The organism is Rickettsiella massiliensis 20B, from assembly GCF_000257395.1.
Classification (GTDB): domain Bacteria; phylum Pseudomonadota; class Gammaproteobacteria; order Diplorickettsiales; family Diplorickettsiaceae; genus Diplorickettsia; species Diplorickettsia massiliensis.
In genome coordinates this window covers 402,248-422,495 of record NZ_AJGC01000002.1, presented here as the reverse complement: position 1 = coordinate 422,495, position 20,248 = coordinate 402,248, and the positions used below count along the sequence as shown (strand labels likewise).

Sequence of the window (20,248 nt, the reverse complement as noted above, 5' to 3'; positions counted from 1 at the left end):
AGAAGTAAACTTACCTAAAACATGACCTGAATCCTTTTGGTATCTTAATCAAATAAATTCCAATATTTATTCTACTTTTACTTTAAAATTGCTCAAAGCAAGGAGAGAAAATGAAAATAGCTTCAATGCTAAAACAGTTTTGACAAATATTCTAGCTAAAAAATATAGAGTCAGAAACAAAAAATAAATGCTCTCAATAATAACCGATAATGATTTTCTTTACTTTTCTAATAAACAAAGATCATAAAAACAGTTGTTGTCTTAAGATTAAACACATCATTTTAATGATAAGAAATTTTGATATCTATTTATATAATTTAAGTTATCTTTCATTTTTCTCATTTGCCAAAAAGCAGGTTCTCTTTCTCTAGTTATTGACCGAATCATACGTATGAGCAGAAAATTATATTTTAGTTCATCAAACTACCTATTTTTACTTACTTAAAGCTGAAAGTAATTATATTAAAAAATTATTTTTAATATAGATTTCAGTATTTTTAGTGTAAGTTTTTTCACACTTTGTCCTATTTAATCACCTATAAAAACTTTAATTTTAATAGGCCTTCGATTTGTAAAACAATATATAAAAAATCATTATTTTTTCTATATCTATTATCATATTTCTTATAAGAAACAACTTATTGATATCATCTTATATATTCTTTTTTTAGTGTTAAAATTTTTGGGAATTATAAAATTAAGCAAGGATAAAAGGATATGAGTATTATTACAATGACGGAACCTAAATTTGCCCCTTTCGACTTATTTTCTTCTGAAAGAGATTGTTCTTTAATACCGGAAAGCGCAATCGATGACCTACAAAATTTAAATTGGGAAGCCACCGTCGTCAAGAACTATTGTTTAGCTGTAAATCAACAAACAAATCTAAGACTAGAAGCACTCCCACGTTTACCGAAAATACAAGAAAAATCACGTCAAACGGCAAGTATATGGTTAAAAAATATTTCTCCAGCTATCAATAGTGTTTATTCTACAACAGGCTATTTTTGTGATGCATTTAGTAGTTCCTCTGAAAAATTGATAGAACTTGCCAAAGATATGGCTAGTCCAAGTAATAAAGAACTCTTTGCCGAAGAGATCAAAGGATTGAAAGACGAAGTCCGTGAAATAAATAAGAAAATAAACTTCTTAAATAAAAGGATGAATGAGATAAGGTTAAATTTTGAAACCGATGTTAGGAATTTTGATGAGATAATACAAGAAGCTAAAAAAATAGAGGCAGGGAATCAGTTTAAGATCAAATCACTAGAAGATGAAATAAATGAATTAAAAGATCAGATCAAAGATTTAAATAAAAAAATAGCTATAACAGCAAGTGTTGGAACCATAGGCATGTTGGCATTTATAATTTCTGTGGTAGTAACCGTAGCAACAGGAGGGCTTGGCGCTCCAGCGATTGTCGGTGGTGTTATTGGACTAACTGCTGGAGTGTCTAGCTATACTAAGTTAGAACAGTTTAACAGTGAAATTAAAAAGAAAAAAGCCAACTATAAAATAAAAAACGAAGATTTACAAAAAATTCAAGCAGAGACGGCAACAGCTATTGCGATTCAGAAACAATACGAACCTTTAAGGGATTCCATTCAAGTCGTGCAAAATTTATTTGAAGGATGGAGTGAAATTTTAGATAGTTTTGATCGGTTTCTTAAACAAGTTACTGAGACTGGCAATACATCTAGCGACAAAATTGCTAAACAAGTTGAAAATTTAGACAATACAGTAAAAAAAATTAGTGAAGTGATTCAATCACATAAAGAAAGAGCTTTGATCAAATCATATTTAGAAGGGCCTGTTGCCAGTATGTTAAAGCCTTATTATGGCCAACTCACATCTGCACCATCACTTTATTTACCCACATCCTTACATTTAGCTTATACCACTCGCATGCATAGCCATTATGCTTCACTAAACTAAAAATTCACAAGGAAATCATATTATGGAAACACAGTTTATAGATAAATTACCACAATACACGGATATAGCTGATTTACAAACCACTGCTGATAAACAATTAGAAGAATTTTATAAAACCTTAAAGCGTATGCAATACTATTGCATTACGGTAAATACCACACCCGATCTTAATTGGAAGAAGTTTATGGCGGTTTATCGATACTGCCTTGATGCCGATTGCGATACGAATATGGAAAAAATACTAAATGGTGAAAATCAGCAGCAGCAATTACGTGAGTATACGGGTGAATACCTAAATATTTTAAGTCCAAAATTAAATAATTTATTTAACGATATACAAGATTTTTCTGATCTGTTTATTGACTATTTTGATGAGCTAGACAGAAGCATCAAAGAAAAAATAAAGGGAAGTACGGAAGAAGAATATAAGGTTGTAATAGAAGAATTCATAAACGAAATCGAAAATAAAAAAAATAAGAATACCGTTCTTTCTAAGGAATTAACTACTTTTTCTGACAATATAGAAATTAACTTTCAATCTTTGTCCTACTTAAAATCACATGCTAAAAATTTTTTAACAGACAAAAAAGTAGCCATTGAATCTATCGAGCAGGAATTAGAGAAATTAGAAAAAGAAGTAGAGCAAGAACAAGTAAAAAAAATAGAAAAATCTTATCAAATTAAAGAGCCAATATCGTTTTTAGTTTACAAGAATAAGGAAAATAAACCTGTTAAAGAGGAACACAAAGAAAACAATAAAGATAAAATAAAAAAAATAGATGAATTAAAGCGTGAATTAATGGATTATGAAAGTGATTATGCTAATTTAAACAAAATTTTTACTGTAGCGGTACCTTTTCGTTCAGGTATTTTTAGCCTTATAAAGGAAACTAAAAAAATATATCAAACCTGGGTGCAGTTAGAATTATTTTTACTGGCAATGGAAGATCTAATAAGTCAGACAGATCAAAGTTACATAGAAGAACAATTATTACCTTTTTTAAATAAACTAAAAGATAATTTTGTAACAATAAGAGATACTGTTCAGAGCGTCAAAAAAATAACTAATTTTGACATAACTTTAAACAAAGAAGATAACTCAGGAAATATTGTTACTAAAACAGTAAAAAATATAAGAAAAAGCCATATGCTAAATTATTTTTTTAAAAATTAATATAAGTATAGCCAGGATAACTAAATATAAAAATAGGTAAAATAGTGATCATTTTTAATAATAGTTTATCCTGGTCTTTTTAAAGGAATACAAAAATGATAAGTCACTTAAGTCTTCCTAAAGAGGTCAGTCTCGATGTTTTAAACAGTTAAAACGATCAGGATATTGAAAAATTTGAACAATCAAAATTAATAAAAGTAGAGATAGATAAAAAGAGAGAAGAATTATTTTTTCAAAATCGTGCTGCACTACATCTTCCATCTATCGGCAAGCTCCCTAGCAACTTAATTTTTGCTTATGCAGCACGCATGCATCAAAAAAACTTTCTTAACAAGGAATAAGATAATGATAATTCACTCAAGCTTTCCTAAATTAACCAGATTTGATATCTTAAATAGTGATAATGACGAATCGCTAGTTCCAGAAGAACTAGAAATTACTACACAAAATTCGTTTGTTGGTTATGAAATTATAGAAGGCTATGCTAGAGCTGTTAACACACAGCCTTACCGAGAAATTGAAGGTGTCCCTTCTCTAGAAAAAACACAGCGCCATGCACGCGATACAGCTAACTTTTGGTTTAGCAATGTATCGCGAGCCATTAATGAGGTCTATAATAATATACAAAATAGTTTAAAAATAACTCGAGATTCAGCTAAAGAATACTTTAAGGAATTAATTACAAGCTTAGAACAGGTAGAAAAGCGTGAAGAGTTTGCTGGGGTAATGCAATTGTATATAGATGATACTAAATTAATAGAAGAAAAAGTAAAAAATTTATCAGATAAACTAATAAAATTTAGAGAGTCTTTAGAAGAAGATGCACGAAATTATGGTCAAGTGTTTATTGAGATAGACAAACAAAAAACATTAGAAGAAAAAAATATTAAGTCTATCCAAGAAGAAATAAGTAAGATTAACAGAGATATTGTTGATCTTAATCAAGAGATCACTAAAAAAAAGGTAAAGGCCGGGGAATTAAAGAGGAAAATAGCTCTTAGTGGTTTATTTTTTTTCTCAATTCCAGGGATTATTTCCTTAGCTATCCATAAGAAGCAATTAAGTAATGTGTATTCCGCGTGGAAACAAGATGAAAATAAACTAGCATAGAATTAACAAATAAAACAGCTGATTTAGCAGGTATTGAAAAAAGAATAGCTTATTTAACTACTATTCATAATGAATTTACTAAGCTACATCAAGACTGTTTAAATGCTATTACAACTGTTAGTAATATGGCTCAGGCTTGGGATACATTACGCGATAATTTAGAAAACATCCAAACCAAAATATCTAATTTAAAAAACAACGATGTCAATAATTTTAGTTCGATAAAAGGAAAAATAACTCTACAACTTAGAATTCTTAATAACAGTATTGATAAATTAGATAAAGACATTATTAATTTTAATAAAGCTAAATTAATACAAGTTCCTGTTGATAAAGAAATAGAAAACTTATTATTCGCTAATCGAGCAAAATTAATGTATAAACCGATAGGTCAATTTCCTACTGCTCTACTTAACGCCTATGCTCAACGAATGCATAGTCGTAACGTTACATTTATTTAAAAAAATTGTTAATTAGGAATGAAAATAAAAAAGGAATCAGTTATGGAAAATAATGCAATGATGTTGCTTATGACCGATAAAGGTATGCAGCGTATGCGAGAGTTAATAGCTCAAGGAAGTGAGATTAGTTTGTTTATTGCCCTAGGCAGTGGTCAGAAAAAGCCGAGTAAAGCGACAACAACACTGAGCGAAAAACAAGAAGAGGGAAAAATAACCTTATTAAGTACAATTAATCCTAAAGAAAATAGCTGGCATATCAACGCTCATTTCTCACCCACTGACTTAGAATATGACATTACCGAAATTGGTTTATTTATTAATGATATTAAAAAATTGCAGGCAGATACATTATGGGGTATTTATTTTTCAGAATCAGCAATAGCAAAAAAACACGGAAAGTAGATTTATTGCTTGATATTATCGTTACTTTGAAAGACCTTGATGCAGACAATCAGATAATAATTAAAGGACCCGAATTACAACCTCGTTTTAGTATTCCTCACGCAACAAGTGATACATATGGCGCTGTTAAATTTGCGAGTAAAATGGATATCAAGGCCAAGACACCTGGCCTTGCTCTCTCTACTTCTCATTTAGACGCGCTAATAGATCTTGACGAAGCCAAGTTAAAGTTTTTAAAAGAATTAGATATAGTAAAATTTAAAGAACTTATAGATTCGAATAAAGATCAAAATACAGGAAAATTTTTGTGAAGTTATTTATACTACTGATTTATCGATAACAAGTAATTTTTTACTCATGGGTCTTTTTTTCAGAAAAAATATAATTTATGGGTTATTCATGGAAGTAGAAAACGATGGGCTTGGTAAACGATTTAAAAGAATCACTTATTCTATAGAAGCGAATACAATAGATAATAAAGAGGATTCCTTAACATTAGAAGAAAATTTTGTTTATCTTCCCAGTGTATCTAATGGTTATGACCAAAACCATCTAAATTGTTTAGCTTTTAAAGATTATAACATTTCGCAAAATACAGTTTGGAAACTTGAATTTCCTATTTCTGGTTCAGATAAAATAAATCACAAACAATTAGCCAATTTTGAAAATAAAGAAACTGGCAGCTTACTATTTTATAACGAAAATTTTTGTATCATTGGTAGCATTAAAGAAAAGTCAAATAAATTATTGTTAGGGAATGATATCGATAAAGAGAATAACTTTGCTATTCAATTAGCTTATCCTCGAAAAAAACCGCTCGTACACGTTATACAAGAAAAAATTTATTGTTTAGGGGGTTCTGCAGATCAACACCCTATTCTAGAAGTACATACCTTCGATATTAAAAATAAGAAAGTTAATCATAGCTGTTTTATACCTGAGAATACAGCACCATTTAATCTGATTGATACAACCGAATATACCTCTTGTGTGTTGGATCACTATATCTATGTTTTAAAGCCATCTGCTTATTATAAAGAAAGCATAGATAGATATTTTTATGTTTATGACTTTTATAATAACGTTTGGCAATCTATTAGATTGCCAGATCAACTTTTTGAAAAACACAACATGAAGCCAAAAGCTGGACAAGCTGTAAGTGATGGTAAAGCTATTTATCTATTCTGCACCGAAGAAAAAGAATCTAAAACACAATTATTTATTATTAAGTTTCGTCCAAACTAATTAATACTTGTACTATTATAATAAAAAAACAAAGTGGCTATTTGTTTGTATTCGCTTACAGCTATAAATATAGACACTTTTAACGAAAAATCATATAGAACAAAGTTAATAAACCAAGATAGTACGCATCTTGATATATTTATATACACTTTTATAATTTATCGTCCTATTTTTAAAATAGTTGATAAATTATTTTAAATAAAAATAATTAAATTATCATCGAAATAAGAATATAAAATTTTAGTGATAAATTCTTATCAAGAGCTGAGAATTAAATATTCAATAAATAATGATCGAAAATTAATAGAAAAAATATCTGATCTCAGTAAACAATGATTAAAGCTAATTTTATCATCAATTTTAAACTGATAAACTCAGTGAAAAACATGTCATTAAATGAATGAGAAAAATATTGAGGTTGTAAATCATTTTGTGTAAATACTGGGTTAGGAAAATCTACCATCACACTCAATAGCAAATCAATTTATAGCCGTTATCCAATCATGTATCGCTTGTGCTTTTTCCAATACATCAGCTTAGTTAATAATAAGCATTTACACAATTTTAATCACAAGCTCAGAAAAGGGGCTACTGGTCGGCCAGTGATATCGCACGCTTCGCTATATTAAATAAAGAGCCTGGCTTTTATTTTGATATAGGGGTTATCCCGAAGCAATCATTACCAAATAACGTTGATTGTTCCTCTGGTTTTTTACTCACTATTGATACTCAAGCCTATATTGAGGAGAAAAGCGTTTGCATTGGTACAAACTATTTTGTTCTGCTTATCCCGCCCACGCTTTCTTTACACAGATACTTACTATTATTCACTCTACCTTTGAATCTTTACGAATCGATCCTACCCCTGAACAACAGTTTTATACTGAATTCGATAACATTACATCCTTATTTTATCCGAACTTAACCTCACAATAAAAAGCGAATGATCTGTTTGCACGAGCGGTAACAGGAGTCGTTGCTCAAAGTGTGCTATCTCAACACTATAAAAAAAGAGAGTTTATTGACTAGCCACTCAAACTTTCCTGATTTCTCTTTTAACTATCAATCTTATTTAAAGATACCCTTAAATTATAGCGGTCATGTCTCTTCACTCAAGCGATTACGCCTAACTAGTTATCTGTAAAATATAGGTCAACTTTCATAAAGAATACATCATCCATTGGTTTATGAATGAAACACTATTTATAAATTAGATACCAATGAAAAAGAAAGATTTTTTGTCTACAAGTAATGCATCAAGATACTTTTTTAATATCTCAATTAGACCAAAATAAACCGCCTGAAAAAATTAAAGCTACTCAATCAAAAATAGGCGGAAAATCGGCTCAAATAGGAAAAAATCGATATTTTATATTCTATTGTCCTGATTCACCACAAAAAGCGAAAAAATTCAAACTCTTATTGATAACCTAGCGACCGATGATCAATCATTCGCTAGGCAAAAAACTTCCAAACACTAAGAAGCGGTTGGCGAACTCGATAGATACGATTGCAACAAACGATCCACTTCAGCCACTTTATTTTGATATCGTCTATTTAAATTCGGTTTTTTGGAATTATAATTCCCCACTCCTCGCCATAACGTGGCCGCTTGAGCAATGTTTTTACTTAAAATCCAAGTACCGACCTGAACATTGATACACGGATCATATTGAATTTGTTGTTGCGTATAGCCATAAGTCTGTAACATAGGTAACCAACACGAATTAATTTGCATCGGTCCATAATCTACACTGCCATTTTTATTTTGAATGGCACTTCCCCTTCGTCCACCTTCTATGGCTAACACAGCCAATATTAAGCGAGCGGGAACCTGGTACATTAAAGCCGCGCGATTAATGCATTCAATCGGAACATCATGAATAATCAGCGCGCTCATTTATTCTCTTCTTTGAATTTGTTGAGGACAAAAATACATCACCGCGTACGGAATGAAACACAACACTACGACACCAAAGATTAACCATCCCCTCCAACGTACAGACTCTGTAACTTCTGGGGCCAGAAAACCCAAAATAAACGTCGTCAGGCACGTGGTTAAACCGAGTAACGTCACCAAACCCATTCCTACTTTTCCTCCAGGTAGGCGATACGCACCCGGGGCGCGGGTTGGATATTGACCACGTAAACGAAATGCCGTTAAAAATAAAAGAATATAAAATAATAAAGCTAATTGTGCGGTCATCACACTCAATAACCAATACGCTTCTTTTACCGAAGGAACCAAGAGAAGCAACCCGGTTAAGAGTGAAACTAACACGCCTTGAAAAAGAAGCACGTTAACCGGCGCATCAAAGCGATTCTGCTTTAATAACCATTTTAAATAAGGAAGTTGACTTTCCGCACTGGCAATCAATAAACCACGAGTCGGCCCCATCACCCAGGTTGATACACTACATAAACTCCCTAAAACAATACATATAATTAATATTGGCATTAAAAAATCAAGATGATAATGATTGAGAAATAATGCATATCCTGCAATCAGACCCGATAAAATATTTAATTGGCCAGACGGCACAATGGAGGCGATAGCTAATGCGCCTAACATTAAGGTGCCTAAAATAATCGGTACGGAACAAAATAACGCACGTGGATAATTTTTTTGTGGTTGCTGGACATCCCCCGCATGAACTGCCGACATTTCTAAGCCCATTAAGCCAAACACCACCGTAGTCAAAAATGCAAGGTGATGTGAGTCTCGCAAGGAAGGAAAGAAGGCCGCTTTTGAAAAAGTTAACGCGCAGGTTTGAGTATGCAATACACTATAAGCCGCAAACCCAATGATAAATAACATCGGGATCAGCGTGCCAACTAACGCGCCAAACGTACTAACCCGACTCGAAGCACGAATTCCTAAGCAACTCATCCCTGTCACCAGCCACCATAACATTAACATCAAACTTAAAACAAAGGTCTTATTCTGAATTAAGTGCGGGTCAATCAAGTAGGTTAATGCGGCTAAAATAAAAGCCAGCATCGTTGGATACCAAACGACGTTATAAATCCATTGTAACCAAATCGTAAACCAACCCCAACGTGGGCCAAATGCATTGCGTACCCAAATATAGACCCCACCTGTATTTGGGAATGTTGTCGCCATTTCGGCAGTAATCAACGCTGAAGGAATAAAAAAGAAGAGTGCAACAACCGTATAAAAAAAGGGGACGGCTAAACCAAATTGCGCGGCAATCGGTAATGATCGCAAGCTATCCACGGCCATCACATTGATCATAACCAGACTAAAAAAACCAAGTGGTTTTTTAGAGTAAGCCGTTTGCATAGGGGACTGTTCTATTTTTTGTTAACGCTAATTATTGGGACGGTATCCACGCATTGACCCAGGCAGAATCAAGCAAAAGAACACCTGCTGACTATAGCGGTTGCTTGTCTAGAATTCAAACACATCCATATTCTGTCAGGAAAGCACTTACCAGCGCTGCCTAGATGACTTCTTATCAAAACGATAGCTAATAATGATCCAAAGGACAGCGCCCAAAGAAATCGCGCTATCGGCTAAGTTAAAGGTTGCAAAATGCCAGTGGCCTAAATAAAAATCGATAAAATCAATCACTGAGCCCAAAACGAGACGATCATACAGATTGCCTAAGGCTCCCCCAATAATCAACGCCATCGCCAAAGCAATACCACGATGAATTCCACCTTTATATAACTGGAAAATAAGATAAATACTGACTCCCAAGCTAACAAAAATCAAAAACCAACGCTGCCAGCCCCCGGCACCACCTAAAAAACTAAACGCCGCGCCCGTATTATGCGTTAAAATGAAATTTAAACAGGACGCTACCTGCATACCACTGGCCCCTGCCAACGTATGACTGATCCAGTGTTTGCTAAGATAATCGAGGATTAAAACCAATGCACTGAGCCAAAGCCAGTGAAGCTGATGTTTCGGTTGAGTTTTCATGATAATAATAGTTAATTAAAAAAGTGAGAAAAAGGAAGTTTACGCATAATGTCGTACTTCCCCCGGCCCGTGTGGAAGATTCAGAACACAGCGCTGACAAAGTGTGGGATGTTCTGAATTTTGGCCGATGTCGGCACAGCGATGCCAACAACGTGCACATTTTTCTTTATGACCAAGCGTTGACGTCACTTCTATGCCCAATGTTTGCTGTTCTACGGTCACCGTCGGGATTGATTCCGGAATGTTTCCAAGTTCAAGTGAAGCATCTGACGTAATCAACACAAATTTTAACTCGGATTGTATCGCGCTTAATGCGCGCGCCAAAGGCGTCTCGGGCATAAGATACAATCGGACCTCCGCTTCAAGTGAAGAACCCAATTGACCACTCATCCGCTGTTTTTCGATCACTTTATTGACTTCATTACGGACAAGACGAAGACTTTCCCAATAAATCAAACCATTTTCTTCAAGGTAAATCGCAGTTAATGGGTCATGCGTACTCAACGGCAACGCATACCACTCTGTTAATAAGACGCTGTCTTCACGTGGTCCGGGCAAATGTTGCCAGAGAGTTTCAGCGGTAAAACTTAAGATCGGTGCTATCCAACGGACCATCGCCTGTGCGACATGATATAACGCGGTTTGCGCTGACCGTCGTGCGATACTCGCTTTCTGTAGCGTGTATTGCCGGTCCTTAATAATATCCAGATAAAATCCACCGAGTTCATTAATACAAAAGTTATGGAGTTTTTGATAGATCGTATAGAAATTGATACTCATCGTAAGCGGTGATGAGTTTCTTTTTGCAAGTGATGTGCATGCGCTAAAATCCAATTATCCAACGATAAACGCTGATCGGGCGCCACACTATCCGTTATCGGATCAAAATCATGTAAATTCGCTAATAAAAAACGGAGTGTATTCCGAATGCGACGATAGGCTTCAGCTGTACGCTTAAGAATTTCATCCGAAACAGTGATTTCTTTACGGTAATCGGTCGAAGCCACCCATAATCTTAAAACATCCGCACCTAAGGTTTTAATTACTTTATCCGGTGCCACCACGTTGCCGAGGGATTTTGACATTTTTCGACCCTGCTCATCGACAGTAAAACCATGCGTTAAGACCGTTCGATAGGGCGCTTGATGATACATCGCGACCGAAGTCAGCAATGAAGATTGAAACCAACCACGGTGTTGATCGGAACCTTCTAAATATAAGTCGGCGGGCCAAGCCAGTGCTGGATTGGTTTTGAGTAATGCATCATGCGTGACGCCAGAATCAAACCAAACATCTAAACAGTCAGTGAGCTTTTGATAATCCTGCGCCTCGGCACCTAACAGGGTTTCTGGCTCTAATGCATACCACGCATCGATGCCCTGCTCTTCAACTTGCAGAGCCACTTTTTCTAAAAGTTCCGCGCTGTTAGGATGCAGTTCATTGGAATAACGGTGGATAAATAAAGGAATCGGGACACCCCATGTCCGTTGTCGCGAAATACACCAATCTGGCCGATTCTCCAGCATCGATTTGATACGCGCTTGTCCCCACTCTGGAATCCACTTAACCGCCTTAACCGCAGTCAAACTTTCTGCACGCAACCCTTGTTGCTGTAAATTGATAAACCACTGTGGGGTGGCCCGAAAAAATGAGTGGGATTTTGTGCCGGTGGCCCGAAAAATGAGTGGGATTTTGTGCCGCCAACAATGCGGATAGCTATGTTGAATGGCGGCTTGTGCTAAGAGATGACCCTGTTCACTTAACACTTGCAGGAGACTGTCATTGACTTTAAAAACGGATTGGCCCGCAAAAAGCGGGGTATCCGGCGTAAAACGGTAACTGATAGTGTTGGGCCACCAAATAGTCTTCTACGCCGTGCGCGGGCGCAGTATGGACCGCACCGGTACCTGTTTCAGTCGTCACATGATCGCCGAGAATCACTGGCACTTGCCGCGCATAAAAGGGATGTTGCAGTAAAACACCTTCGAGTGACTGACCCGGAAACGAACTCAAACACTGATAATCCGTCAATCCATAACGTTGGGCACAATTCTCTAATAACTCCTTCGCAAGAATTAAACCTTCACGCTTTGTTTGCAATAATACATATTCAACCGTTGCATTCAGGGCGACCGCTTGATTCGCCGGTAAGCTCCAAGGCGTCGTTGTCCAAATGGGGATAGAAATTGGGATTGTCCGTGGAGTCAAGTTAAGTCGCTGCCAAATCTCTGCGCTATCGACCACCGGAAAGCGAACATCGATGGCCAAGGACGTTTTGTCACGATACTCAACTTCGGCTTCTGCCAACGCCGAACGACAGTTAACACACCAATGCACCGGTTTAAAACCTTGTTGCAGATGTCCTTTTTGCAATATCTTACCCAAAGCACGAATAATATTGGCTTCAAACTTAAAGTCCATTGTTAAATAAGGATGTGTCCAGTCTGCTAAGACCCCCAGTCTTTGGAAAGCCGTACTCTGAATCGTGACTTGTTTTTGTGCGTACTCACGGCATGCTTGACGAAAGGCCTGAGGCGATAATTTATGACCGACTGGCCCGTATTTTTTTTCAATATTCAGTTCGATCGGTAGCCCATGACAATCCCATCCTGGAATAAAAGGCGCATCGAAACCACTCAGACTTTTCGCTTTAACGATGATATCTTTTAAAATTTTATTCACCGCATGACCAATGTGAATGTCTCCATTCGCATACGGCGGGCCATCGTGGAGAATATATTGCGTTTTCCCACGATTTTTCTCACGTAGACGTGTATAAAGCTGGATACGTTCCCAATGCTTAAGAAGCTCTGGCTCAACCTGAGCGAGATTCGCTTTCATAGGGAAAAGAGTCTGCGGTAAATTTAAAGTATTTTTATAGTCAGTCATGATAAATCACTCTACATACCGGTCAACGGATTGTAACAAAACTCAACCATCCGCCGAACCTACGCGTTTCAAATTGGTAAGTTGTTAAAAAAAGCTAATTCTTTTTACACAAACCATGATCGAGGCAAGTACCGTCAATCTCCCAATGTAAACCATCAGCCGCCATACGCGGAGTGAGAATGTAAGTGAATTGATCGAGTTTATTCACCCGAATCCGTTGTGATGTCGCGATAATTTGTCCATTTTTACCCAATTCAATGCTTGCAACATAACCTTTATTAGGATTCTCGGCTTTAAAATTAGCCGGCAAGCCATTTTCACCAGGCTTATCGCACACTTCAAGATTTCCTTGTTCATGCGCACAAGTGGTCACGGCCAGTTTATAGGGGGCGACGGCCTGGAGCAATTCAGTAAATTTTGCACGATTACTATAATGTTGATAGCCCGGAATCGCCATCGAAGCTAAGATACCGACGATGGCGATGACAATCATCAATTCAAGTAAGGTCAATCCACGTTGATTTTTTCTGCCAAATTTCATTCTATTTCCAGCCTCTTTGCTATTTTTTACCGCAAATGCGTTTTGTTACTTGATAATATATGTGGTGTAACACCACTTTTATCTTTAGAATAATACACTAATATTCAGCAAACTATTCCACCTTGCGCTTAGTTTAACAAGGTCGTCTCACTTAAACCATAGGGTAATGACGCTTCACTACCCTCACTATATGCTCCTTGTCTATTTTGGAGGTCCATTCTTCAAACAGAAAGGATTTTCTGCCACGGCTTGGGTCTAACTTACGTTGCGTTCATAACGTGCGCAACCGCTAGCAAGACAACAATGGTTTATCTTTTTATATCATTGAGAAAAAAGATTTAGAATGTTCTTTTTAACGTCTGGAAAAAGATACTAACTCTCTATTCAATTGACAATTGGCTGCATCATCCGTTGTCTTTTCTCGCTGTACTAATTGGTCCTCTGAAGAAGTTGCCTGTACCAACAATCCAAATTGTCGATACCTAACTAAATTTTGCGCAGCAGTATTATCCTGTCTTGATTTGCATTCAATCTTATTTTGCTTATTTTTTAATGAATTGATGCTTTCTTTCATTTCTTCTGTTATATCCTCGCGTTTGAGTGCTGAACTCAACAAATCAAGCAGCTCTTTTCTCAAAAAATATATTGTAGGATCGAGTCTACTGTGTCCTGCGGATTGTTCTAATAACTTCACATAACTTTGCTGCAAAATTTGGATTTCTGCTGAAGATAATCATTTAGAACGATCGGATAAACGTCTAGAAAAAAGAATCACTGCTGGCATTTGCAATCGTCTGCAACATGGGCACCACGGCACCTTCAACCTGCAAATAATCTAAAGTGAGTTTCATCCCCTGAGTCGCGGCAAACCCTGAAAATAAGTTAAAAAAAGTGCCGCGGCCACTGGAGGCCGAAGGTAAACCCCATGTATCGTCTAACAACATCGATGAAAGTAAGGTGATCACCATATAAAGAAATCCCGCACTCGGAATCGCATTACCGATGCCGGCAAGACTTCCAGCAAACGTACTGGCTGACTCTGAAAAAGTCCAGTGGTTTGTCACAAACTCTTTTGTTCCAAAGTAGCTAAGCAGCACAAATGCGGCAAACTGTGTTGAAGCCACAAGAACCAATCCAGTTTGAATGGGATAACGAATCATTTTTTGTAATGTACTGTGCTGCTTCGGCGGTAAAAGAAGTAGCTCGGTCAATTTTTGCGTTGTTTTTTCATTCTCAGGAAGCGCCCAAAAAAGATTACCTCGCTGTGTCTGCTGCATGAATTCCACTCGGCAACGATCTTGAGAATAAATTTGCTTTAAGATGGCTTCAATTAATTTTTTTGAACCCACAAAATTGACAAGTATCAAAATAACGACAGCAACACTTTATAGGACTTTTTCACTCTCTGAAACTGGGTGTTCAGGTAAATCCGTTATGGCCATAAGATAAGCAGGTAATACACAGAAAAAAGCACTGAGCCCTGCAGATATGAAGGGAAACTTGTTCACGAACTGCCTGGGAACAGCACTTCCTTTTTACCCATAAATAATATCCTTTATTAAAATAATGTACGGCTAAGCAGGCGGTATTATCTTATATAGGAATCTTGATTAAAAATAATTATTAATTTATTAGTTTTTTTTAATAATTAATAAATGGCGTGTCGCCTCAAGGCCATGAATAAATAAAGGATGAATCGCCACTGAAAAACAAGGTTTATCAATCTGTGCGATTTCGTCTTGTGGGGGTTGGCCTTTCATTAACAAAAAAACACCGTCTTGCTGTAAGAGCGGTTGAAGTGTTTCGACAAAAGCCTTTGGTGAAGTCAAAGATGTCAACGCGCGCGTGACAATGGTATTAAACACTCCTTTTGGTTGAAAGTGCTCTACTCTCGATTGAACAACATGAACGTTCGGCAACGCAAGTTGTTGACAAACTTGCGTCAAAAAACGTGTTTTTTTACCATTACTATCGAGTAAAGTAAATTGATTTTGTGGTTGCCGGATCGCCAGTGGAATGCCGGGTAATCCGCCACCACTGCCCACATCCAACACCTGGGTGCCTTGCACAAACTCAGCAATCGCTAAACTATCGAGCAGATGCTTCGTCAACATCTGCTCTGGATCACGAACACTGGTCAAGTTATGAATACGATTCCATTTTTCGAGCAGGAGTACGTAATCAATCAACTGCTGAACTTGTTCTACCGACAATATCCAAGCATTTTGCTGCAGATAATGCGCAAGCCGCGTCGATAATTTAGCTGCGAAACACATATTATTTCAGTAAATGCTCTAAACCATACAGCAACTGATTCTGCTGCATTACCTCGCGACATGCCAAGAGCACACCGGGCATAAACGCTTCGCGATCAATCGTTTCATGACAGATGGTCAGTCGACCCCCTAAATGACCAAGAATTACCTCTTGCTTGGCTAAGAAACCGGGCAAACGTAGATTTTCTTTTTGGTCGGTTTTTTCGCGCGTGCTTCGGCAATCATTTCCGCTGTTTTCAGCGCAGTTCCGGAAGGAGCATCCAATTTTTTATCGTGGTGCGTTTCAATAATTTCAATTTCTGAAAAATAATGCGCTGCCTGCGCTGCAAAGCGCATCATCAATAAAGCGGAAATACAAAAATTCGGGACAATTAAGCCACCTAATTGCTTTTTGCTACAAAGTTGTTGCAAATTTTTTATTTGTACCGGAGTTAAACCACTTGTCCCAATCACCGGCCGCGCTCCGGCGGCAATAATTTTTTGGTATTGGCAAACACCACTTCTGAATTCGTAAAATCAACAACGACATCGGCCTTCGACGATTGAATTGCTTTTTTTAAATCATCCGTATGATGGGTCTCTTGTACTAAGAGTAGATCTTGGGCCTGCTGAATTGCTTTCACGGTGGTACTCCCCATCCGGCCGCCTGCACCATTTACCAATACTCGAATTGCCACACTTACCTCGCTTGCAGAATAATTTTTATCAATGTTAATGATTGATTTTTTGTTTAGCTAAGTGAAGCAGTTTAACGTGCCGCTTGCAGAAAGCCAACTGGCTTGTCTGGCAAACAAAATAATATAGCAACCATTGTGAGAAATTAAGGAGAAGACTATACTCAGATCCATGAAATTATCGAGCAAAGCAAACCTTTATTTGCTACTTGCCACATTGATGTGGGGGGTGACCTTTCCGTTAATTCGAAATGCATTGCACGAAGTGGATGCCGTCACCTTTGTCTTTTTGCGTTTTATGCTTGCCGCGCTGGTTCTACTTCCTTTTAGTAGTCATTTTTTAAAAAAACTACCCCTGCGCTCCTTTGGGGGGGATTATTGATTGGCTTTTTTAATGCAGTCGCTTATTTAAGCCAAACCATCGGCCTTCAAACCGTATCTTCCGCCCGTGCCGCGTTTATTACCGGAGCCAGTGTGATTTGGGTGCCGTTACTCAGTCCCTTATTTTGCTTAACTTGGCCGACGCGTCTGGATTTTATCTGTGCAGGCCTCGGTTTTTTAGGGCTTTATATTTTAACGAGTCCCGGCCAACAGTCACTTACCTCCGGTGATTTATGGATCATTCTCACTTCCCTCAGTTTCGCCTTGCAAATTCTCTTTTTACAACGCTTAAACCAAACGATCACCCATTACCCCTTATTCACTTTTTACCAGATTTTATTCACCCTGCCGTATGTTATGTTGGGATTACAACATCCTACGTTCTCCGCCGCTCTACAACCTGCGGCACTAACGGGAATTTTATTTTGTGCGATCTTTGCCACCAGTCTTGCTTACTATTTACAAAATCTATGCCCTAGAGCCGGTTTTTGCGAGTACATTCGGTCTTGCCCTGAATAACGAACCGTTATCGAAAGAAATATACTATGGTGGATCAATTTTACTCTTGAGTCTTTTCTTACCCAGTTTATTTTATTTATTCAAACAACACACCGACACAACCCAATGATCAACTCAACACACACTCCAACTTTGCTACGTGACTATACCCCCCCTGAATTCTTGATTGAAACCGTTGACTTACACTTTACGTTAGACCCACAAGCGACCGAAGTCGTTACACGCTGCACAGTGAGGCGTAATCCACACTCCCACACCATCGATGCACCGTTATCGTTAAATGGCGAACAATTAACCTTGCTGACAATCAAATTAAATGATCGTCTTTTAGCCGACACAGAATATAAAAAAACAGATCACCAATTAATCGTATCTTCGGTTCCCGATCACATTTTTTGTACCCAATGTAAAGCGGAAGGTTTCCGTCGCATTACTTATTTTATTGATCGTCCTGACGTATTGGCTACGTACACTACGACGATTGTAGCGAATAAAAAAGCCTACCCAGTGTTACTTTCCAATGGTAATCCAGTCGCTTCTTTTGACATCGATGAACACACCCATCAAGTCACTTGGAACGATCCTTTCAAAAAACCGAGTTATTTATTTGCCTTAGTCGCCGGTGATTTGGCCTCGATAGAGGATACCTTCACCACCCAGTCCGGCCAGCCAGTTTTATTACAAATTTTTACCGCTCCAGGACAGTCCGCACAATGTCAACATGCAATGCAATCCTTGAAACAAGCCATGCGCTGGGATGAGCAGGCTTATGGCCGCGAATACGATTTAGCGACCTTCATGATCGTCGCGATTGATGATTTCAATATGGGGGCGATGGAGAATAAAGGACTGAATATTTTTAATGCGCAAACTATTTTAGCAGATCCGGACGTCGCAACAGATGATGATTACCATTACATTACTCAAGTGGTGGGCCATGAGTACTTTCACAATTGGACAGGCAATCGAATTACCTGTCGGGATTGGTTTCAATTAAGCTTAAAAGAAGGTTTAACGGTATTTCGTGAACAAGAATTTAGCGAAACATTGGGTTCACCGGTCGTTGAACGGATTCGCACCGTTAATTTACTGAGAACGATTCAGTTTGCGGAAGATGCCGGCCCGCTCGCTCATCCCGTACAACCGGATTCGTATATCGAAATCAATAACTTTTATACGACCACACTCTATGAAAAAGGAGCAGAACTGATTCGCATGATGAAGCTTCTCGTGGGACCCGACTCCTTTCGTCAAGCGATGGATCACTATTTCCAAACTTATGATGGACAGGCCGTCACCATTGAAGCATTAATCCACAGCATTGACACAGTGAGCATACAGGATTTAAGTCAATTTCAACGCTGGTACACGCAAGCCGGGACACCACAACTGACGGCTCAGTATCATTACGATCCAAACCAAAATAGTTTTGAGTTAACTTTAGAACAAACTTGTCCCCCAACACCGGGACAAACCGAAAAACAACCTTTAACCATTCCGATCCGTTTCGCTTTGTTAACGAAAACGGGGCAATCGCTCCCTCTCTACCAAGCAGATGAGCCTCATCATTCCTCGGAAAAAGAATGCATCCTTGTCCTCAACCAAAAAAGACAACGCTTCCGTTTTTTACAAGTCTCTGAACCGGTCATTCCTTCATTACTTCGTCATTTTTCAGCACCGGTTAAAATAAAAATTGATTATTCAGATGAAGTTCTCGCTTTTTAATAGAAAAAGAAATGATGGCTTTAATCGTTGGGAAGCGGCACAGCATTTCATCACTCGCATTGTTTTAAATCAAGCAAACGCACCCACACAGCACGATGCAAACGCCGTGGATTTATTTTTGACCGCTTATCAATCGCTCTTCCCCACTTTAGCCGAACAAGATCCCGCTCTACTTGCTGAATTATTGCGTCTACCCAGTGTCAGTTATTTCGTAGACCAACAAAAACAGATTGATATCAATGGCCTTGATCACGCACGTCATGGATTACGTTCACAGATTGCGCACACGTTACAGCCTTTGTTTTACGCGTTTTATCAAGCCACGCAAACGAATGTGCAACCCTATCAATTTTACGACAACACTGTATGCTCAACGTAGCCTAAAAAATAGTGTCTTAAGTTATCTGATGTTACTGAATGATCCCAACATCGCTGCACTCTGTTTTAAACAATATCAACAGGCAGACAACCTAACCGATCGCCTGGCCGCACTCACTGCACTGGTGCATCATCAAGTGCCTGGATATGAGGACTGTTTGACGTCTTTTCTTAACCGTGCACGTGATCAGAGCTTAATTATCTGTAAATGGTTCGCCGTGCAAGCGGGAAGCCCACAACCTGGAGTGCTAGAGCGAGTTCGTTTGCTTTGCCAACATCCGGCGTTTGATTGGAAAAATCCAAATAAAGTCAGCGCCTTACTTGGTACTTTTTGTACAAAAAATTTAGTGCAATTTCACCAAGTTTCGGGAAACGGATAATACATTTTTTAACCGAACAAATCTTACGACTTGACCAGCTCAATCCGCAATTGGCCGCTCGCTTTGTCAAACCGTTCACACGTTGGCGACGCTTTGATGAAACACGTCGAGAGTTAATGAAACAACAACTCGAAACGCTACTTCATACCACCAGCCTTTCTACGGATGTGTATGAGTTGGTAAGTAAGACTTTAGTCTGTTAAATAACA

21 protein-coding genes and 3 pseudogenes are annotated in these 20,248 nt (G+C 37.7%); 15 read left to right on the top strand and 9 right to left on the bottom strand.

Going from position 1 to position 20,248, the window contains the following annotated elements; translation table 11 throughout:
• Positions 1-717 precede the first annotated feature (717 nt).
• The 9 genes and pseudogenes from S3O_RS0107935 to S3O_RS18995 all read left to right on the top strand — a co-directional run bounded on the left by S3O_RS0107935 (position 718) and on the right by S3O_RS18995 (position 7,263).
• Positions 718-1,935 carry an HBL/NHE enterotoxin family protein gene (locus S3O_RS0107935; RefSeq protein ID WP_010598558.1) on the top strand — a complete coding sequence of 406 codons (1,218 nt, stop codon included), beginning with the start codon at positions 718-720 and terminating at the stop codon, positions 1,933-1,935.
• Between the two features lie 22 nt (positions 1,936-1,957).
• On the top strand, positions 1,958-3,109 hold the full coding sequence (locus S3O_RS0107930; RefSeq protein ID WP_010598557.1) for an HBL/NHE enterotoxin family protein: 1,152 nt from the start codon (positions 1,958-1,960) through the stop codon (positions 3,107-3,109).
• Between the two features lie 345 nt (positions 3,110-3,454).
• Positions 3,455-4,219, top strand: coding sequence for an HBL/NHE enterotoxin family protein (locus S3O_RS0107920; RefSeq protein WP_010598556.1), 765 nt, complete (start codon positions 3,455-3,457; stop codon positions 4,217-4,219).
• 125 nt (positions 4,220-4,344) lie between these two features.
• Positions 4,345-4,680, top strand: a complete 336-nt coding sequence (locus tag S3O_RS0107915) for a hypothetical protein (RefSeq protein WP_010598555.1) — start codon at positions 4,345-4,347, stop codon at positions 4,678-4,680.
• Between the two features lie 42 nt (positions 4,681-4,722).
• Complete coding sequence (locus S3O_RS0107910; protein ID WP_010598554.1) at positions 4,723-5,082, top strand: hypothetical protein; 360 nt, start codon at positions 4,723-4,725, stop codon at positions 5,080-5,082.
• Positions 5,031-5,393: a hypothetical protein gene (locus S3O_RS0107905; protein ID WP_156792832.1), complete on the top strand. Its 363-nt coding sequence runs from the start codon at positions 5,031-5,033 to the stop codon at positions 5,391-5,393. The genes S3O_RS0107910 and S3O_RS0107905 overlap by 52 nt, the downstream gene beginning before the upstream one ends.
• An 88-nt stretch (positions 5,394-5,481) precedes the next feature.
• Positions 5,482-6,327 carry a hypothetical protein gene (locus tag S3O_RS0107900; RefSeq protein WP_029463735.1) on the top strand — a complete coding sequence of 282 codons (846 nt, stop codon included), beginning with the start codon at positions 5,482-5,484 and terminating at the stop codon, positions 6,325-6,327.
• A gap of 601 nt (positions 6,328-6,928) precedes the next feature.
• A pseudogene (locus tag S3O_RS20505) lies at positions 6,929-7,009 on the top strand (hypothetical protein); the annotation flags it as partial.
• 74 nt (positions 7,010-7,083) lie between these two features.
• Positions 7,084-7,263, top strand: a complete 180-nt coding sequence (locus S3O_RS18995) for a hypothetical protein (protein ID WP_235776219.1) — start codon at positions 7,084-7,086, stop codon at positions 7,261-7,263.
• Positions 7,264-7,804: 541 nt separating this feature from the next.
• Here S3O_RS18995 and S3O_RS0107890 read toward each other — a convergent pair.
• From S3O_RS0107890 to dapB, 9 genes and pseudogenes are all read right to left on the bottom strand, one after another.
• A complete protein-coding gene (locus S3O_RS0107890; RefSeq protein ID WP_010598550.1) occupies positions 7,805-8,227 on the bottom strand; it encodes a lytic transglycosylase domain-containing protein in 423 nt (140 codons plus the stop codon).
• Complete coding sequence (locus S3O_RS0107885; RefSeq protein ID WP_010598549.1) at positions 8,228-9,631, bottom strand: amino acid permease; 1,404 nt, start codon at positions 9,629-9,631, stop codon at positions 8,228-8,230.
• A 147-nt stretch (positions 9,632-9,778) separates the two neighbouring features.
• Positions 9,779-10,276, bottom strand: coding sequence for a signal peptidase II (gene lspA, locus S3O_RS0107880; protein WP_010598548.1), 498 nt, complete (start codon positions 10,274-10,276; stop codon positions 9,779-9,781).
• Between the two features lie 39 nt (positions 10,277-10,315).
• Positions 10,316-13,165, bottom strand: a pseudogene (gene ileS, locus S3O_RS14385) (isoleucine--tRNA ligase).
• Between the two features lie 94 nt (positions 13,166-13,259).
• Entirely contained in the window at positions 13,260-13,706 is a 447-nt protein-coding gene (locus S3O_RS20175) for a pilin (RefSeq protein WP_010598546.1), read from the bottom strand.
• Between the two features lie 352 nt (positions 13,707-14,058).
• The gene (locus S3O_RS0107865) at positions 14,059-14,415 is read right to left on the bottom strand and encodes a hypothetical protein (RefSeq protein WP_010598545.1); all 357 of its coding nucleotides are present in this window, start codon (positions 14,413-14,415) and stop codon (positions 14,059-14,061) included.
• A gap of 49 nt (positions 14,416-14,464) precedes the next feature.
• Positions 14,465-15,055 carry a hypothetical protein gene (locus S3O_RS0107860; protein ID WP_192805923.1) on the bottom strand — a complete coding sequence of 197 codons (591 nt, stop codon included), beginning with the start codon at positions 15,053-15,055 and terminating at the stop codon, positions 14,465-14,467.
• Positions 15,056-15,337: 282 nt separating this feature from the next.
• Complete coding sequence (gene rsmG / locus S3O_RS0107855) at positions 15,338-15,982, bottom strand: 16S rRNA (guanine(527)-N(7))-methyltransferase RsmG (RefSeq protein ID WP_010598543.1); 645 nt, start codon at positions 15,980-15,982, stop codon at positions 15,338-15,340.
• A 1-nt stretch (position 15,983) separates the two neighbouring features.
• Positions 15,984-16,659, bottom strand: a pseudogene (gene dapB / locus S3O_RS20500) (4-hydroxy-tetrahydrodipicolinate reductase).
• A gap of 169 nt (positions 16,660-16,828) precedes the next feature.
• Here dapB and S3O_RS20700 point away from each other — a divergent pair.
• From S3O_RS20700 to S3O_RS19810, 6 genes are all read left to right on the top strand, one after another.
• Entirely contained in the window at positions 16,829-17,038 is a 210-nt protein-coding gene (locus S3O_RS20700) for an EamA family transporter (RefSeq protein WP_029463733.1), read from the top strand.
• The gene (locus S3O_RS0107840) at positions 17,035-17,556 is read left to right on the top strand and encodes an EamA family transporter (protein ID WP_029463732.1); all 522 of its coding nucleotides are present in this window, start codon (positions 17,035-17,037) and stop codon (positions 17,554-17,556) included. Before S3O_RS20700 ends, S3O_RS0107840 begins: the two co-directional genes overlap by 4 nt.
• A 105-nt stretch (positions 17,557-17,661) precedes the next feature.
• The gene (gene pepN, locus S3O_RS18195; RefSeq protein WP_010598539.1) at positions 17,662-19,281 is read left to right on the top strand and encodes an aminopeptidase N; all 1,620 of its coding nucleotides are present in this window, start codon (positions 17,662-17,664) and stop codon (positions 19,279-19,281) included.
• Positions 19,262-19,660 carry an aminopeptidase N C-terminal domain-containing protein gene (locus S3O_RS18190; protein WP_010598538.1) on the top strand — a complete coding sequence of 133 codons (399 nt, stop codon included), beginning with the start codon at positions 19,262-19,264 and terminating at the stop codon, positions 19,658-19,660. The genes pepN and S3O_RS18190 overlap by 20 nt, the downstream gene beginning before the upstream one ends.
• Complete coding sequence (locus S3O_RS18185; RefSeq protein WP_202798023.1) at positions 19,614-20,039, top strand: aminopeptidase N C-terminal domain-containing protein; 426 nt, start codon at positions 19,614-19,616, stop codon at positions 20,037-20,039. The genes S3O_RS18190 and S3O_RS18185 overlap by 47 nt, the downstream gene beginning before the upstream one ends.
• Positions 19,991-20,242 carry an aminopeptidase N C-terminal domain-containing protein gene (locus S3O_RS19810; protein WP_083827720.1) on the top strand — a complete coding sequence of 84 codons (252 nt, stop codon included), beginning with the start codon at positions 19,991-19,993 and terminating at the stop codon, positions 20,240-20,242. Before S3O_RS18185 ends, S3O_RS19810 begins: the two co-directional genes overlap by 49 nt.
• Positions 20,243-20,248: the final 6 nt, after the last annotated feature.

Excerpts from the sequence above, each read along its gene's own strand:
- S3O_RS0107935 (WP_010598558.1), top strand. The coding sequence starts at position 718 with ATGAGTATTATTACAATGACGGAACCTAAATTTGCCCCTTTCGACTTA.
- S3O_RS0107930 (WP_010598557.1), top strand. The coding sequence starts at position 1,958 with ATGGAAACACAGTTTATAGATAAATTACCACAATACACGGATATAGCT.
- S3O_RS0107920 (WP_010598556.1), top strand. The coding sequence starts at position 3,455 with ATGATAATTCACTCAAGCTTTCCTAAATTAACCAGATTTGATATCTTA.
- S3O_RS0107915 (WP_010598555.1), top strand. The coding sequence starts at position 4,345 with ATGGCTCAGGCTTGGGATACATTACGCGATAATTTAGAAAACATCCAA.
- S3O_RS0107910 (WP_010598554.1), top strand. The coding sequence starts at position 4,723 with ATGGAAAATAATGCAATGATGTTGCTTATGACCGATAAAGGTATGCAG.
- S3O_RS0107905 (WP_156792832.1), top strand. The coding sequence starts at position 5,031 with ATGGGGTATTTATTTTTCAGAATCAGCAATAGCAAAAAAACACGGAAA.
- S3O_RS0107900 (WP_029463735.1), top strand. The coding sequence starts at position 5,482 with ATGGAAGTAGAAAACGATGGGCTTGGTAAACGATTTAAAAGAATCACT.
- S3O_RS0107890 (WP_010598550.1), bottom strand. The coding sequence starts at position 8,227 with ATGAGCGCGCTGATTATTCATGATGTTCCGATTGAATGCATTAATCGC.
- S3O_RS0107885 (WP_010598549.1), bottom strand. The coding sequence starts at position 9,631 with ATGCAAACGGCTTACTCTAAAAAACCACTTGGTTTTTTTAGTCTGGTT.
- lspA (WP_010598548.1), bottom strand. The coding sequence starts at position 10,276 with ATGAAAACTCAACCGAAACATCAGCTTCACTGGCTTTGGCTCAGTGCA.
- S3O_RS20175 (WP_010598546.1), bottom strand. The coding sequence starts at position 13,706 with ATGAAATTTGGCAGAAAAAATCAACGTGGATTGACCTTACTTGAATTG.
- rsmG (WP_010598543.1), bottom strand. The coding sequence starts at position 15,982 with ATGTGTTTCGCAGCTAAATTATCGACGCGGCTTGCGCATTATCTGCAG.
- S3O_RS20700 (WP_029463733.1), top strand. The coding sequence starts at position 16,829 with ATGAAATTATCGAGCAAAGCAAACCTTTATTTGCTACTTGCCACATTG.
- pepN (WP_010598539.1), top strand. The coding sequence starts at position 17,662 with ATGATCAACTCAACACACACTCCAACTTTGCTACGTGACTATACCCCC.
- S3O_RS18190 (WP_010598538.1), top strand. The coding sequence starts at position 19,262 with ATGAAGTTCTCGCTTTTTAATAGAAAAAGAAATGATGGCTTTAATCGT.
- S3O_RS18185 (WP_202798023.1), top strand. The coding sequence starts at position 19,614 with ATGTGCAACCCTATCAATTTTACGACAACACTGTATGCTCAACGTAGC.